Annotated in this window: 17 protein-coding genes; 9 read left to right on the top strand and 8 right to left on the bottom strand. The window is 45.0% G+C overall.

The window, feature by feature from the left end; translation table 11 throughout:
- The first annotated feature begins 40 nt into the window (after window positions 1–40).
- The 5 genes from M3080_RS03610 (at window position 41) to M3080_RS03590 (ending at window position 5,934) form a co-directional block, all read left to right on the top strand.
- Window positions 41–1,330 carry a bifunctional folylpolyglutamate synthase/dihydrofolate synthase gene (locus M3080_RS03610; protein ID WP_249091933.1) on the top strand — a complete coding sequence of 430 codons (1,290 nt, stop codon included), beginning with the start codon at window positions 41–43 and terminating at the stop codon, window positions 1,328–1,330.
- On the top strand, window positions 1,302–2,327 hold the full coding sequence (locus M3080_RS03605; RefSeq protein WP_249091932.1) for an SPOR domain-containing protein: 1,026 nt from the start codon (window positions 1,302–1,304) through the stop codon (window positions 2,325–2,327). The genes M3080_RS03610 and M3080_RS03605 overlap by 29 nt, the downstream gene beginning before the upstream one ends.
- A gap of 15 nt (window positions 2,328–2,342) precedes the next feature.
- Window positions 2,343–2,828, top strand: a complete 486-nt coding sequence (locus M3080_RS03600) for a CvpA family protein (RefSeq protein WP_022473722.1) — start codon at window positions 2,343–2,345, stop codon at window positions 2,826–2,828.
- A 50-nt stretch (window positions 2,829–2,878) separates the two neighbouring features.
- The gene (gene purF / locus M3080_RS03595) at window positions 2,879–4,372 is read left to right on the top strand and encodes an amidophosphoribosyltransferase (protein WP_022473721.1); all 1,494 of its coding nucleotides are present in this window, start codon (window positions 2,879–2,881) and stop codon (window positions 4,370–4,372) included.
- A gap of 203 nt (window positions 4,373–4,575) precedes the next feature.
- The gene (locus tag M3080_RS03590; RefSeq protein ID WP_249091931.1) at window positions 4,576–5,934 is read left to right on the top strand and encodes an ATP-binding protein; all 1,359 of its coding nucleotides are present in this window, start codon (window positions 4,576–4,578) and stop codon (window positions 5,932–5,934) included.
- A 22-nt stretch (window positions 5,935–5,956) separates the two neighbouring features.
- Here M3080_RS03590 and M3080_RS03585 read toward each other — a convergent pair whose 3' ends face one another.
- Entirely contained in the window at window positions 5,957–6,517 is a 561-nt protein-coding gene (locus tag M3080_RS03585) for a sugar transferase (protein WP_022473719.1), read from the bottom strand.
- Between the two features lie 71 nt (window positions 6,518–6,588).
- Window positions 6,589–7,833, bottom strand: a complete 1,245-nt coding sequence (locus tag M3080_RS03580) for an ATP-binding protein (RefSeq protein ID WP_249091930.1) — start codon at window positions 7,831–7,833, stop codon at window positions 6,589–6,591.
- Window positions 7,834–8,004: 171 nt separating this feature from the next.
- On the opposite strand from M3080_RS03580, the gene M3080_RS03575 reads away from it, so the two are divergent.
- The 4 genes from M3080_RS03575 (at window position 8,005) to M3080_RS03560 (ending at window position 11,443) form a co-directional block, all read left to right on the top strand.
- Window positions 8,005–8,937, top strand: a complete 933-nt coding sequence (locus M3080_RS03575; RefSeq protein ID WP_249091929.1) for a histone deacetylase family protein — start codon at window positions 8,005–8,007, stop codon at window positions 8,935–8,937.
- Window positions 8,938–8,948: 11 nt separating this feature from the next.
- Window positions 8,949–10,247, top strand: a complete 1,299-nt coding sequence (locus M3080_RS03570) for an MFS transporter (RefSeq protein ID WP_249091928.1) — start codon at window positions 8,949–8,951, stop codon at window positions 10,245–10,247.
- 165 nt (window positions 10,248–10,412) lie between these two features.
- On the top strand, window positions 10,413–10,559 hold the full coding sequence (locus tag M3080_RS03565; RefSeq protein ID WP_249091927.1) for a hypothetical protein: 147 nt from the start codon (window positions 10,413–10,415) through the stop codon (window positions 10,557–10,559).
- A gap of 8 nt (window positions 10,560–10,567) precedes the next feature.
- On the top strand, window positions 10,568–11,443 hold the full coding sequence (locus M3080_RS03560) for a hypothetical protein (protein WP_249091926.1): 876 nt from the start codon (window positions 10,568–10,570) through the stop codon (window positions 11,441–11,443).
- 240 nt (window positions 11,444–11,683) lie between these two features.
- Here M3080_RS03560 and M3080_RS03555 read toward each other — a convergent pair whose 3' ends face one another.
- The 6 genes from M3080_RS03555 to M3080_RS03530 all read right to left on the bottom strand — a co-directional run bounded on the left by M3080_RS03555 (window position 11,684) and on the right by M3080_RS03530 (window position 15,923).
- Window positions 11,684–12,886, bottom strand: a complete 1,203-nt coding sequence (locus M3080_RS03555) for a M20 metallopeptidase family protein (RefSeq protein WP_249091925.1) — start codon at window positions 12,884–12,886, stop codon at window positions 11,684–11,686.
- 46 nt (window positions 12,887–12,932) lie between these two features.
- Window positions 12,933–13,400, bottom strand: coding sequence for a nucleoside recognition domain-containing protein (locus M3080_RS03550; RefSeq protein ID WP_022473708.1), 468 nt, complete (start codon window positions 13,398–13,400; stop codon window positions 12,933–12,935).
- A 2-nt stretch (window positions 13,401–13,402) separates the two neighbouring features.
- Window positions 13,403–14,161: a nucleoside recognition domain-containing protein gene (locus M3080_RS03545; protein ID WP_249091924.1), complete on the bottom strand. Its 759-nt coding sequence runs from the start codon at window positions 14,159–14,161 to the stop codon at window positions 13,403–13,405.
- Between the two features lie 16 nt (window positions 14,162–14,177).
- Window positions 14,178–14,348 (bottom strand): hypothetical protein, encoded by a 171-nt coding sequence (locus M3080_RS03540; RefSeq protein WP_249091923.1) that lies wholly within the window; start codon window positions 14,346–14,348, stop codon window positions 14,178–14,180.
- A gap of 524 nt (window positions 14,349–14,872) precedes the next feature.
- Window positions 14,873–15,214, bottom strand: coding sequence for a hypothetical protein (locus tag M3080_RS03535; protein ID WP_487369337.1), 342 nt, complete (start codon window positions 15,212–15,214; stop codon window positions 14,873–14,875).
- Window positions 15,215–15,617: 403 nt separating this feature from the next.
- Entirely contained in the window at window positions 15,618–15,923 is a 306-nt protein-coding gene (locus M3080_RS03530; protein ID WP_249092005.1) for an ATP-binding protein, read from the bottom strand.
- Between the last annotated feature and the right edge of the window lie 36 nt (window positions 15,924–15,959).

The following is a 15,959-nucleotide window of genomic DNA, read 5'->3' as shown; positions in this document are numbered from 1 at the left end:
CCACGCTTGCGGCGTGGTCGCGTTGTTTTTGGACACAGAAATGTCTCAAGGTAAAGATACTTTAAATGGATGGTTGGACTACATTCTTTCGTCACATCCTGAAAATGTGATTGAGTTGGGTCTTACGCGCATGAAAAAGATGCTCGATCGCCTGGATATCCATTTTGATTGTCCGGTGATCACTGTTGCCGGAACCAATGGTAAAGGCAGCACTTGCGCCATGCTTGAGGCTATTTATCGTGCGGCTGGCTACAAAACCGCCATGCATACCTCTCCGCATATGCTTTCTTTTAACGAACGTGCTCAAATTAACGGAGAAATTGTTGAAGATGCTCCGTTGGTGGAAGCTTTTCGAGAGGTAGAAGAAGCTCGAGCGGGGATGCCTCTGACTTATTTTGAATTCACGGCCTTGGGTATCCTGAGAGTCTTTCAAAAAGCCAAACCCGATGTGGTGATTTTGGAAATCGGTTTGGGCGGAAGGCTTGACGCGATTAATGCTCTTCAATCAACGGCAAGCATTGTCACGAGCATCGGCATTGATCATGAGGCCTATTTGGGTAATACGCGAGATGCCATTGGTTGGGAAAAGGCTCATGTTTATCGTCAAGGACACCCGGCTGTTTGCGCGGATAAAAATCCCCCGGTCAAACTTTTACAGTACGCAAAGGCGCTAAAGACAAATCTTGAGGTCGCGGGTAAAGATTTTTCCGTTACCGAAGAAGACGGCGGTCGTATGCGTTTTAGGATGGGTGTCAATGACTGGGTTTTGCCCCGACCGGCCCTTCGCGGTCGAAATCAAATGGACAATGCGGCTGGTGTCCTTGCTCTAGTTGTTTCCTTGATGGATAAGTTGCCGGTTACGCTTGCTGATATTGAAAAGGGGTTGACAACAGTTCGCATAACCGCACGATTTGAAAAGGTGCAATCGGATCCGACCGTTATTTTGGATGTCGGTCATAATCCCCATGCGGCTAGCGTTTTGGCTCAGAATATTCGAGACGTGAAAACGCAAGGCAAGGTCATTGCTGTTTTTGGAATGCTTGCGGATAAGGACATGATTGACGTGGTGAAAATCATGTCTGAAGTGATTGACGAGTGGTTTATCACTGGTTTGCCGGGACCCCGTGGGGCAAGCGTGGATGTGTTGCATAAGGTCATGCTTGAGGCGGGTGTTGAAGATGGCAAAATCACGCAATGCGAAGGTGTTGAAGAGGCTTTTAAGCAGGCAAAGCGTCAGGCATCGATCATTGATACAATCATTATCTTCGGTTCCTTTGTGACAGTAACCGCGGCCCTGCCGCTTGTTCGAACAAATGCAAGAGTCCAATAAACCAACCAACGAAGAAGCGTTCTGGAAGTCACCTCAAGAAAGCGTTGAGGTGGGTCTTGAGCACCTTGCCGAAGATAAGGAGCTTGAGGTGAGCCAAGTGAAGGCAAAGTTTCGCCATCGCTTGGTGGGAGCTGTCGTGTTGGTTGCCGCTTTGGCAACGGTGTTGCCGATTTTCTTTGAAGAGCCTGCTATTCAAAGTGACCGGCACGCTGAGACGAAGATTCCTCCCATCACTAAAGAGCCTTTCTACAAAATGGAACTTCCGGTTAATAATCGGCCGGCAGTGTCCATGCCGGCTGACCAAAGCGCATTGAAGGATCTTTCAAAACCCAATGTTGTCAAGGACGCTCCGGAGGCTCGTCCCACGCCGGAATTGGATCAAAAACAAAATGAGGCGCAAACTTACGCCCCCTCAACGGAAGGCTCACTTTACATTCAAGTGCTTGCCACCTCAAGTGAAGCCGGAGCGATGCGTGAGATGGCGCGCTATCAAGCAATGGGCTTACCGGTCTATTCTGTGAAAGTTCAAAAGAAGTCGGCAACACTTTGGCGAGTGCGCTTGGGTCTTTTTAAAACAAAAGAGGAAGCCGAACGGGTGGCCAAGGTTTTGGATAGCCGAAAAATTTCACACATGCCTGTTCAGGTGGAAGAAAGCGCCAAGCGTGATATGAACCGAATTGCGCCCACGAGAACGTTAAAGAGTGCGGCTCAGGAAGCCCACAGTCGTTCTCAAGAGCAAAAGGCGAAGACGCCTGCGGCGCAGCCTGCGAAGGCTAAATCGCAGCCGATAAAAAACGCCACGCCGGCTCAGCCAAAGGCTGTCAAACCGGCCACGGCAGCAAAAACAAGCCAGCCGGTAAAGAAAGAAACTGCACCGAAGGCTACTCAAAAGGTTTCATCTAAGAAGAGTGCCAGTGACGATCCCTTGGCGGATTTGTTGAAATCAACCCGTGAAGACGTGATAGCGCAAAAGCTTCGCGAAAGCGGACACAAGTGATAAGGACTGTTAATCGTGAATGAATTGGATTGGGCAATCATTATCGTGTTAGTTCTCTCCACGGTGGTTGGGGTGACACGGGGTGTTGTGCGTGAAATTTTATCGATTGTGGGCTGGGTGATCGGGATTGTTTTTGCGATCCGATTCTCGCCTGAGTTGGCGGGGCTCATTCCGCTTGAAAGCTTAGGCCCTGCTATTCGGACAATTATTGCGGCGGTCTTAATCTGCGTGGCCTGCGTCTTTGCTATCGGACTCTTAGGAACGATTTTGCGCAAGATGCTTGAAGTGGCTCGTATTAGCGCCGAGGATCGCGTACTGGGAAGTGTGTTCGGATTTTTGCGCGGTGTGGTTTTTGTCTGTGCGGTGGTGTTTTTGGCCGGCATGACGAGCGCAACCTCCACTCAAATGTGGAGACACTCTGTTTGTATTCCTTTGGCTGAAAATGTGATTGACTGGATGATGCCGATGATGCCGGATTCCATCGCCAAGCTTCGCAAGTAAAGCTATTGAGAAGGGACAATTTTTAAATTTTTAACCGATGAGGCTATCAAATGTGTGGGATTGTAGGTCTTTTTTCTCATGAGCCGGTCAACCAACGGCTTTATGACTCGTTGCTTTTGTTGCAACACCGCGGTCAGGATGCGGCTGGTATTGCCACGCTTGACGGATTGACCTTTCACATTCATAAAGCAATGGGCTTGGTGCGGGATGTCTTCAGAACGCGCAACATGCGAGATTTGTTAGGCAATAGCGGCTTGGGTCAAGTTCGCTATCCCACACAGGGTAATGCTGACAGCAATGAAGAAAGCCAACCGTTTTATGTCAACGCCCCTTACGGCATCATGTTTGTGCATAACGGCAACCTCACCAATGCCGAAGCCCTCAAGCAAGAGCTCTACGACTCTGACCGCCGCCATATCAATACGACGAGTGACTCGGAAGTGCTGCTTAATGTTTTGGCGGATGAATTATCCCGCCTGACGCTCAATAGCAAGATTTCCCCAGAAATCGTTTTTGAAGCCGTTAAAGGTGTTCATAAACGCGTCAAAGGTTCATACGCTTGTATCGCTTTAATTGCCGGTAAAGGCATGCTTGCCTTCCGTGATCCCTTCGGTATCCGTCCGTTATGTTACGGTACAAAAGAAACGTCAACGGGAAGAGATGTTATTTTTGCTTCCGAGTCTGATGTTCTTGAGGCTCAAGAATACGAAACGCTTCAAAACGTTGCACCGGGCGAAGCCATTTGGGTTGACATGAAGGGTGACATCCATCAGGCCCAATGCGCAGAACACGCCCAACTTGTTCCCTGTGCATTTGAATACGTTTATCTCGCCCGTCCCGATAGCGTCATTGATGGTATCTCGGTTTACGGTGCCCGTTTGCGTTTGGGTGAATACTTGGCTCACGAAGTGGCCCGCAGGATTCCTGTGGATGAAATTGATGTTGTGATGCCGATTCCCGATAGCTCGCGCCCCGCGGCTCAGCAGCTTGCCCAACGGTTGCGCTTACCTTATCGCGAAGGTTTCATTAAAAACCGCTATGTGGGTCGTACCTTCATCATGCCGGGCCAGGCCATTCGTAAAAAGACCGTTCGTCAGAAATTAAATGCCATGGCTGTGGAATTTAAAGACAAGAACGTGCTCTTGGTGGATGACTCCATCGTTCGTGGCACAACGATGCATGAAATTGTTCGCATGACAAAACAAGCCGGTGCGAAGAAAGTGTTTGTGGCGAGCGCTGCTCCTCGCGTGTGCTTCCCGAATGTTTACGGTATCGATATGCCGACTCGCTCGGAACTCATTTGCGGAGACGGCAAGACCGATGATGAAGTCTGCAAGATTCTTGAAGCTGACGCCGTGGTTTACCAACGTTTGGAAGACTTAAAGTCTGCCCTTCATGATATGAATCCTGCCATCGAGCGTTTTGAATGCTCGTGCTTTGACGGTGAGTACATTACGGGTGACATTACGGAAGAGTACTTGGCTAAACTTGAAGCACAAGCAAAAGCTGCTAAAGCTCAACCGAAAAAAGTTGACGAAGACTGATCGATTAGACGATTAGGTCTTTAATTGGGGAGTTCTTTGAATGAGGAACTCTCCATTTTTTGTTTATAAGGAGTCAAAAATTCTAAAAACGTAGCATTTTAATTCTTAAAAAATCTAAAAAACGTTACAAAATCCCATTAAAAATATTTAAAAAACGTTACAATACTCATTATTAGATGACCAGATTAGCGTTGGGAGATGAGATGTTAGAGCGAAAACTTTATGCAAGGTTGCTTCAATGGAAATCACAAAAAAGAAGAAAGGCACTTTGTATATCGGGGGCAAGACAAGTCGGGAAGACAACACTCATTCGGCAATTCGGTAAAGAGCAGTACAAGCATTTCGTTGAGATAAATTTTCTAAATGACCCTTTGTCTAAAACGATATTTTCCGGTTCATTGCGCCCTCAGGAGTTACTGGCCAACTTAACAGCCTATGTCAGACAACCGCTTGAAATTGGCAATACATTAATTTTTTTGGATGAAATTCAAGAGTGTCCACAAGCTCGGGTGGCTATTAAGTTTTTAGTCGAAGACGGTCGTTTTGACTACATTGAATCCGGTTCTTTATTGGGTGTTAGTACAAAATCCGTTCCCTCTTTGCCGGTTGGGTTTGAAGAACCGGTCACCATGTATCCTTTGGATTTTGAGGAATTTTGTTGGGCCAATGGCGTTCAGAAAAAGACAATTGAATTGTTACATGACGCGTACTTGAATAAACGTCCTGTCAGCGAATTGATTCACGAGACGATGAAAAAATTATTTTATTCATATCTCGTGGTCGGGGGAATGCCGGAAGCGGTGAATATTTTCGTGTCTACGAACGATATCGTGCAAGTGATCTCTTTTCAGCGAGAGATTCTGGCTCTTTATCGACAGGACATAGTCAAATACTCTACTCAAAATAGCAATAAGATTCATCGTATTTTTGATGCCATCCCCGGGCAGTTGGATGAAAAGAACAGGCGCTTTACTTTGTCGTCTTTGGAAAAAAATGCCAGACAAAATCGGTATGAAAGCTCTTTTTTATGGCTCAATGATGCGGGCGTCGCGCTTGCCTGCTACAACGTCACGCAGCCAACCATTCCGCTTAAATTAAACGAAAAACACAATTTATTTAAACTTTATCTCTGTGATACCGGTTTATTGACTGCTGCCTGCGCGCAAAACATTCAATTCGCATTGCTTAATGGTGATGTTTCTGTCAATTGGGGCAGTATTCTTGAAAACGCGGTGGCTCAACAACTTCTGGCGAATGGTTTCCCATTAAGGTATTTCAATTCAATTCGACACGGAGAGGTTGACTTTGTTGTGGAGAAGAATGGAAAAGTTTTGCCGGTTGAGGTGAAGTCCGGGAAAAGTTTTAAGTTACATGCGGCATTAAATAATGTTTTGGATGTAAAAGATTGGGGAATATCCGAGGCCGTTGTTTTGTGTCAAGGTAATGTGGACAGCGATGAACGCATTCTTTATTTACCTTGGTACATGGTGATGTTTTTGAAGGCAGACCAATTGCCTAGACAATGGCTCCACCGAGTAGACATTGGAGCTCTGGCTGTTTAGTGAATGGAGAAAAAGCGATCAACTAATGAACAATGTCATCCTGCTTGATGACTTTCCAGATCGTCAACAGAATGATTTTGATATCAAATAAGAGAGAGCGCTTTTTCATATATTCGATGTCTAAGCTAGCCTTGTCATCGCCGCTTATGCATGTGCGCCCGTTAATCTGAGCCCAACCGGAAATTCCGGGTAAAAGCTTATCAACGCCCGCCGCTTTTCTCAGTTCCAAAACATGGGTTTCAATCGGCAAAAGCGGTCTGGGGCCAATAAGACTCATGTCACCTTTTAAAACCGACCAGAACTGAGGAATTTCGTCTAGGCTGGTTTTTCTAATAAATTCTCCAACCTTGGTGATGTAGCTGCCGGCATTGGTGAATTTTTCAGCTTCTACAATGGGTGCACCAACACTCATGGAACGAAATTTCGGCATGATAAATGGCCTTCCATTTCGACCAATACGTTCAGACCAGTATAAGACAGGGCCGGGAGAATCAAGCTTAATAGCAATGGCAACGATTAACGCTACAGGTAACATGATTGGTAGCGAAAGCAAAATCAACACAATGTCAAGTAAGCGTTTCATCAATGAGCGAGAAAAGAGTAGAACAATTCAGTTCTGAATTCTAAAACAAAATACGACTTTTTTAGAGTGTTCTACCATTCCGATAAAAGCCATTGCCGAAGATCTTGGTGTTCAATGCCTTTTTGCGGTCTCAAGATCGGGTCCAAGCTAAGTACAACCTTCGGGAAGTTATCCGGTATTGATAAAAGTGCCCCGAATTCACGTTCTTCGGTTTCCTTATTGGCTAGTAAATAGGCCACTTGAACATAGAGGGTTTGATTGTTTTTTCTCGCTATGAAGTCAACCTCAAGTTCTTTCGACGGTTTTTGAGCGCAAGCAATTCTTCCAATGCTTACTTTCCAACCACGTCTGCGTAACTCAATCGCGACAATGTTTTCTAATATCTGATCAATATTTATTTGGTTAGATAAAAACAAAGCCTGACGCAAGCCATGATCATTGATGTAAAACTTATGGTTGAAGGCTAGCATACGTTTACCTTCGGCCGTTTCAAAATTCATTTTTTCGAAAATAAAAGCTTCGCAGGCAGCCTCAATAAAATTGGCCAAGGTTTCCTTGCTGGGTGCTCGCCCTTCAGATTTCAAATATCTGGCCAGGGAAGCGATTGATATTGGATGCCCGGTTTGGTCAAAGAGGTAACGGAGAACTTTTTTGAATAGTTCAACATCACGGATTTGACGTCGCGAGATGATGTCCTTAATAAAAATGGTGTCAAAAAGGTCGCTTAAGTACTGTTGCCAAGCTTCAAAGGGGCGCTTGGAAAATCCATGAGCCCAGGCGGGCATTCCTCCGACTGTGAGGTAGGTATTAAAAATTTCATTTATTGATAAATCAGAGTTTCCTTTATTACAAAGGACGAATTCTTTAAATGAAAAAGGGAAAACTTCAAAAGAAACGTAACGACCGCTTAAATGAGTGGCGAGTTCTCCGGATAATAATTTTGAATTGGAACCGGTTATGAAAATACTGGCAATGGCGTGCTGACGAAGGGAATTCACCATGATTTCCCAGCGATCAACATTCTGTACTTCATCTAAAAAAACAAAAGATGGGGTTTGTTGTTGAGCAAAGTGCAATATTTTTTCATGAATCTCTTCAAGGGGAAGCGAGCGCCAACGGATATCTTCAAAATTAATACTCAAGAAATGGTTGTCTTTAAGGTGTAAAGAATTGGAAATATCTGCCTTGATAAGTTCAAAAAGGGTGGATTTGCCGGTACGTCGCATACCGGTTAAAACTTTGATCAAATCTAAATCGTTGTAAAACGGTTTGATCTTTTCCAATAGATCAGATCGAGGTACTAAGAGTTCGCTCATTTTTGTTCCCCTTTTTTTATTATTAGCTATTATATCGAACAATTTTGATTAATTTTAAATTTTTGTTCGATATGTCGAACAGAATGACAAGAAAGTAAAATTTTGTTCGATATAGATTGACGAATTAATTGTGGGTAACGGTTAAAATCAAAGAAAAAACAAGGATTATTTGTGTCAACAGGTCTATTTACCCACGAATCGTGTTATCGCCACATCACAGGATTCTCGAGTCCGGATTCGCCTGAGCGAATTCGAGCGATAGAGGAGCGATTGGTTGCTTCGGGTTTGGAAAGTGCTTTTTGTCGGAAACAGACCGAGCGCCAGGCTTCTTTAGAGGATCTTTTACGTGCCCATGATCAACAATACGTCGACCACGTTCGCTCTTTGATTCCCCAAAAAGAAGGTGAATTGATTTATATCAGTGAGGATACGATTGTGAGCCGTGATTCGTGGACGGCCGCATTAGAAAGCGCGGGTTGTGTACTTGAAGCGCTTGATGAAGTCCACTCTGGCAAACTCACCAATGCGTTTTGTTGTGTGCGCCCACCGGGTCATCATGCTCATCGAGATAAAGCGGAAGGTTTTTGTATTTTCAACAATGTGGCGATTGCGGCGCTTTACGCAAGAGATGTTTTGGGCATTGAGCGAATGGCAGTCTTAGATATTGACGCGCACCATGGTGATGGGACCGAGGATATTCTGGCTGGGCTTGAGGGTATTCATTTCTTCTCTTTTTTTGAAAAAGAGATTTTCCCGTATCCGAAGCTTGAGAGTTTAGCATCTAATATTCACAAGTTCGCGCTTGCGGCCGGTGACAGAGGAGAGGCGGCCTGTGAAGTGATTCGTTCCAAGTGGGAGCCTTTAATTCGCGACTGTCATCCACAGCTTATCTTAATTTCGGCTGGTTTTGACGCTCATATGGCCGATATTATGTCGGGGCTGGATTTCTCTGATTTGGACTATGCCCATATCACACGAATCATTGATGATATCGCGCGTAGCGTTTGTGATGAAAAAATCGTCAGCGTGCTCGAAGGCGGCTATGAGCCTCGGAGTCTTTCAAGAGCGGTTGTTGCCCACATCAGAACATTAGCCCATGTGTAAAGGATCCAAGAGTGTCGCTATTTTCACTTAAGCATTTAAAAGAAGGCGTTTCAGGCCGTGAGGTGCTCTCTTGGGCGGCCTTTGATTTTGCGAATTCCGGCTATACGACCGTTGTCCTCACAACGGTTTTTAATGCTTATTTTGTCAGCGTGATTTGTGAAGAAGCTTCTTGGGCGACACTTCTTTGGACAACGGTTATCGCGGCAAGCAATATTTTGGCTATTGTTTCCATGCCCCTCATTGGTGCGGCCAGTGACCTTAAAGCCAATAAAAAATTTTGGACGGTGTTGATGAGTTTGATTTGTATCGGGGGCACCGTCGGTTTGGCTTTTACCGGCACCGGTACGATTGTCTGGGCCGTTCTCATGGTCATTGTCAGCAATTTCGCCTATAACGTTGGAGAGACGCTTAATTCTGCTTTCTTGCCCGAAATCGCCGACGACCGCTCCATTGGGAAAGTCTCCGGTTGGGGATGGAGTTTTGGGTATTGCGGTGGTCTTTTGACTTTGGGGTTAAGCTTGGCTGTCGTTTTGGCTATGCAGTCAAAGGGATTTACTGCTGAGGATTATGTCCCCTACACTATGCTCATCACGGCGGTTATCTTTTTTATCGCAGCCCTACCTCTTGCTTTATGGCTAAAAGAAAGAGCCGTGCCTAGAACCCAATCATCATTTTGGTCTTTGGTTAAAGAATCCCAAACCAGCCTTATTAAAACATTCAAAAGTCTGCCCGCTCACCGAAATTTTGCCTGGTTGGTTGCTAGCGGTCTCTTCTTCCAAGGTGGAATCGCCGTTGTGGTGACACTGGCCGCGGTTTACGCCGATCAAGCCATGGGATTTTCGCCGGACGAAACGATTCTCCTTGTGTTGCTCGTCAACATCACCGCGGCAATCGGAGCCTTTGCTTTTGGCTATGTGGAGGATCGTATTGGTCACAAAAATGCCTTAATCGTGACGCTTTTTATTTGGATAGCCATGGTGGGCGTGGCTTATTTTGCTCAAACCAAAGCGTTTTTTTGGGTGGCTGCGAACTTGGCTGGTATTGCAATGGGATCAAGCCAGTCAGCAGGTCGTGCTTTGGTTGGTGTTCTGGCTCCTGAAAAAGACCGCGCGGCATTTTATTCATTTTGGAATATGGCGCTGTGGGTAGCCAATATCATTGGTCCGATGACTTATGGACTGATCACTTGGGTGACAGGCAACGATCAACGCTTGGCTCTTTTGTGTACGGGGATGTTCTTTGTTGTGGGTTTGATTTTTCTGCTTCCGATGAAATTATCAAAAACGAAAGAAAATTTTCAGAAAATCTAAAAAATATTTTTAGAAAATATGTACTCCATTTCGATAAAAAATACTTTATGCTTTTTTCACTTTCGGGTTTTTCTCCAGAAATGAAACGGCTCGTGCAAGACCCGCAGGAAAGACTCTGTTTGGTTGAAGCTAGCGAACTTGTTCCTATACATAAGGAATCAAACGATGAATAAAGAATATTTCTCTCAAGAATTTGAAAACTGTGTCAACGCCATGGACGAAGATGAGCTTCGAGCGGCCATTTTTGAAAAAGCTCGCACGACCGACAGTGGCAAAAAGATATTGTGCGGCAGTACACGCAAAACTGGTTGAGTGAAAGTGTGGACGCGGAATATCTTAAAAATCGCATCCAATCAATGATTGATCAGACACCGTGGATAGAACGCGATGTCGAATGGTCTTTCGGTTTGATTAATTTTGTGGACGAGGGCGTGCAAGACGCTCTGGAGTGCGATGAGTGTCAGAAAGCGTTCGAGTGGGTGGAGTATCTTTATCGGCTTTGTCGGGGCGTAGCGTTAATGGAGAAAGCGTTAGCCTACAAGGTCGAGGAGTATTGTTGGGATCGCTTTGAGAGTCTCGCAGAAGATGCCGATTGGGAATGGGTTGATGGACGTTTTTTAAAATTATTGAAGAAAGACTTGCTTAGTTCTGAAGATATCATCGGACGACCGGCACTGCTTGAATATTTAGTGGATCAGTCTGTGGGTGAAGAATTGACAAGGCGACTTCAGAATAAATGGCAGAACCATGTGAGGCGTTCTAAAGAGGGCAAGGCAGACTTGGAACTTTTTGAAGATCTTGAAAATCTTTTGTCATTACTCTCAATGTACCGGATGAGTGGGGAAGAAATACGGCTTAACGAATTGGTTGATGAGTTCTCTGATTCCTACAACGTTTTGGATTGGGCCATTGAAGATGCGATTGAAGCCAGAAATTTTGATCGGGTGGATGAGCTGGTAAGAAGAGGACTTTCTCGATTTAGTGGCGACAATAAAGCGTTCTTGTTCGCAAGGCGTTTTCGTTCGCTAAAAAGACGCAATGAAGGATTGCATTTGGCTCGAAAAGCATTTGATGGCGTCGAGCCTTCGTACGTCTTTTCAAAAAAGGACCATTCCCATTTGTTAAAGCAGATGGGAGCAGACGATTTAGTCTATGCTCAGCATCTGGCTAAAGAATTTTGTTTTGATAAACAATGAGTTGAGTATCTTAATTGTTAAAAACGCTAGGTAAAAATTTGTAGTTTCGCTTAAAAATTGTCATTAGATTTGACACAAGTTCGCAGAGAGACAGTCGCTTTCGGAAAAAAACGATCAATGGAAAGCGGCGCCGATTAAGCGACTTGTGGAAAAATCGCACGAGCAGCTCAATATAAGCTTAATAGAAGAGTTTATTAATCGATCGGTATGCCCTTGTGCTTGGGCATACCGATTAAAGTACTAGCTATTGGGCAACATCCGTGTTAAAGCAATGGATGTTAAAACAGCCGCTCCGGTCGCAATGGCTTTATCGTTGAAATTGAAGCGCTCATTGTGAACAGGCGCTGTGTGATCTGCGTCTTTCATGCCAAGACGAAAAAGACAGCCGGGGCGCTTTTGTAGCATGAACGAGAAATCCTCACCGCCAGTCGTCCTGGAGATTTCTTTGACATTGTTTTCTCCTAACACTTGTGTGGCAATTGCACGAGCCACCGCAACATTTTCTGGCGTGTTGTACATAGCGGGATAAAGCCGAGTGTATTTAACTTCTGCTTCAATATCATAGGTTTTTGCGATGCCGTGAGCGACTTCATTAATACGTCTTTCAATCGTGTCTTGGACTTCAGGCTCATATGACCGGGTTGTGCCGCTGAGCATTGCTTTTTGGGGAATGACGCTTACACCATTGGGATCACCGGCTTGTGCGCAGCAAACAGAAACCACTGCGGCTAATTGGGGAGAAATGTTGCGCGAAACAAGCGTTTGTAAAGCCAAAATAGCCTCGCCCATTGCAATTACCGGATCTTTAGCAAACTGAGGGCGAGAACCGTGTCCGCCTTTTCCCTCAAAAGTCACCTCAAAGACATCCGCATTGGCAGTGGCGTATCCGGAAATAAAACCGACGGTCCCCACATCAAGCGAAGGCTCGGCATGAAGCGCATAAAATTCATCGATGCCGAATCGCTCCACGAGACCGTCTTTAATCATGTATTTAGCGCCGGCAAAACCCTCTTCGCCCGGCTGGAAAATAGCCACTAGTGTTCCGGCAAAATGCGGATGTTTCATAAAATAGTTCACAACGGCCAAAAGAGTGGCCACGTGACCGTCGTGACCGCAGGCATGCATATGTTTTGGGCGTTCACTTGAATAGGGCGCTCCCGTGTTTTCATTGAGAGGTAGTGCATCGCTGTCGGCTCGAATACCGATTGTTCGTCCCGGGCATTCTCCCTTGACAACACAGACTACGCCGGCAACGTCTGATCCGCCGACACGAGTGTGAATATCCTCACACCCAAAGCTTTTCAGTGCTTCAACGATTGTTTGCTCAGTGCGTGTTAAATTGAGTCCAATTTCCGGATATTGGTGAATAGCGTGGCGAATTTGCGCTGCCACGGCGGCGCAATCAATCAGATCTTCCGGTTTAACCATTAAAGAGTCACTCATGATAATTTCCTTTTCAATTTGTTCGTTCGACCGTGTTAAGCCTGTATTAAATAAGAACGCTCATGACCGCTAATGTCGCGAAAGCCAAAACAATGGGGATGAGCATGATGACATAGAGCATATGATCCTTAATGCCGATAACGCCCAGGCATCGTCCCATATACTGGAGTTGTCCGCCCATGATGAAAATGGAGGGCAAAATGATCGCGGCTTGTTCACCATTCATGACACCGTCGCTTAAAAAGGCCAAAAGCACACCGATAGCACCGCCGCTTGACATCCAGGCACTCACGAGGATCATGGCGCTTTCTCCCGGTAAACCGAAGATAGACATGATCGGTTCAAACGCCATGCCGATGTAGTTTAGAAGGCCTGAAACAGTCAATACTTTGATGAGTACGAAAGCCATAACCAAGTTTGGCAACATGGACTTTGTAGCCAAGTCCCAACCGCGCCTTGCGCCATCGATGAACACTTCCGTAATCAGAGGTTTTTGAGTGCTGAGTTCAGTCATGATTAATTCCTTTCAATGGTTAAAGCAACAGGACTTGTCTGCAAAGAAGTTGTGGAGATCTTTTCACGCTGAGCGATCCTCAATTGAATCAAACGCATGATGTTGGCGCCGATTACCTTGGCGATTAACAAAACGGCTAAACCGGTGCCCATGGAAAGGGGAACAGTGCCTGAGCCATCGGCGTTGCTGAAAGCCAAGACGGCAGCGCTAAATGTCACGAAGTTGGTGATGGGCGCGCAGGCAACCATTTGGAAAGCTGAGAAATTATTGATTTCGGTATAGCTTAAGGCGCCCGAGTCTTTAAGTTGACGAGTAAGCGCGGCACCGCCATCAGTTGATTGAAGGCAAGCAATTAAAGCTAAAGTAGCCGTGCCGGGAACACCGATCAAAAATTGAAGAATCGGGGTCAAGAGCTTTCGGGCGGCTTTGAGAGCGCCATAGTGTTCAAAAACGGTAATCATGCCCATGGCCAACATGACGCCCGGAATGATGAGGGAGATGGCGAGCATGAACCCATCAATGGCTCCGGATCCGCCAAGACCTCTTAGGGTTGTCATGGTGGTGCTGACACCATCGGCAGTCTCTGTCACCTTCCCCACCACTTTGCCGGCGCTACCCATGAGGGTTGTGAAGTCTAAGAAACTCCAAAAATAACTGCTGCCGGCAGCAATTCCAGAGAAAAATACAATGGCCAATGCCAATGAGATGTAACAGCCTATGGTGACGTTTTCTTTATCAATTTGAGTTTGCTTATCAGACATTTTGTTTTCCTAAAAGTTATGAAAGCACTGAAAAAGAGTTGGTTTCAAACCTAAATCGATAAATAGGGGGACCAATCTGACGCATGGAGCGCATCAGTCGAGCGCAACCGAAGATGACAGAGAGAGTTCGTTTATTGAGACGAATATTGATATTTGCATTAGCCTTGCCACGGATAGACGGATACATAGCAACTTCCGAATTTTCAAAATTTTGAAAATGTCCGAATACACGTGGTGAGTTTTAGGCTTTTCAGTAACGGTATTCAGACCGTTTGGGGTGGCTCCCGAAGGAACCTGTCATTTAGCAGCGCCAGCTGAAAACGACAAACGATGGAAGCGGGAAACGACTAAATCGTTCCCCGATGCTAAAGCTGAAAAAAACAGCCTTACGAGATGTGCTCGAAAGGCCGATGGGTTTGACTGATGAGATCGCACAGCAAGACTTACAGGAATTGTCCTGCAAGACTTTCTGTAATGTGTCTAAACGGTTGCTCGAAAGCATTTTAGAGACGATCTCATAAGTTATGAAAAGGATGAGAACATTTTGATTTAAATTTAGAAATGGAACAATCAGGAGAATTACGTATTTTTGAGGAAATCTACATTTTATTACCTATGCTGTTTCGGTGGATTCGTGGGTTGCATCACAAGAATTAGATACAAAAAAACAGACCATACATATTTGGCTATCCGAATTTTGATGGCTCAACGTTAAGATATTCTCGGCGGTACGCCAAGCAACCAATCAGCCGCGTTCAGTTGAATGATTCCATTGAAATTTCTTCCAGCACCGATTCTGTAAGTGGTGATAAGGTATCCTGGGTAAGCGTCTCGTATTGGATTAAAAGCAGAAAGTTCTCGCTCTAGAGTGTTTGGATCCATGACAGACATCACGAGCTGAAAATAAGTGAAGCCTTCTGATGATTCCGCAACGAAGTCAATCTCACGTTCGCCGATCCGTCCAACGGAGACCTTTTTGTAACGACGTTGGAGCTCTAAATAAACGATGTTTTCTAAAATGTGACCATAATCCCTAACAGGAGAAGACGTCATCGCATAGCAAAATCCCACATCGGACAAATAAAATTTCTCTTCACTTTTTAAGGCTCTTTTTCCTCGAATATCAAATCAAGGTACTCTGTGGAAAAAATAGTTGCCTTCTAAAGCTTGCAAGTACCCATACACCGCAGGTAATGAGACGTCAAAGCCTTCGTGTTTAAAAACATTCATAATGTTTTTGGTGGAAACAACACTTCCAATGCTTGTCGATGACAAGTTGCCAACCGATCCAACAACGTAGCATCCCGAATTTTGAGTCTGTAACAAATATCCTTAAGAATAATAGAAGACACAAGACCTTCATAATAGGATTGAATCAATCGGTCATCGTTTCGGTAGGGGATAATCACCGGAAATCCTCCAATACGCATATATCGAAAAAGCTCATCGACTGAGTTTAGGCTGTCTTCTGCTCATGCGGAATGGGATAGTATGGATAAGTGAATTTCTGAATAATGACCGGTAAAAGTGTCGCCAGCTCACCGGAAAGCAAAAAGGCATTTGAGCCTGTAACGTAGATATCTAAATTTTTGTGCCTTAAAAAACTGGTCAACACTTCGTAGAAGTTCTTGCACATTTGAACTTCATCGATGAAGATATAGTATGTATCGGTGTCATTGCATCGATTCAGTACAAATTGATGAAGTGTTTCAGGATTTCTTAATGCTTTATTTTCAAAGTCATCTAGATTAACAGTAACTATTCTTTCTTTGGAAACGCCTTATTGTCTTAATAGGTC

It is taken from the genome of Parasutterella secunda (genome assembly GCF_023336895.1).
GTDB lineage: Bacteria > Pseudomonadota > Gammaproteobacteria > Burkholderiales > Burkholderiaceae_F > Aphodousia > Aphodousia faecalis.
Note: the sequence above shows the minus strand (reverse complement) of the source record. Positions and strands in the feature narration are given on the sequence as shown.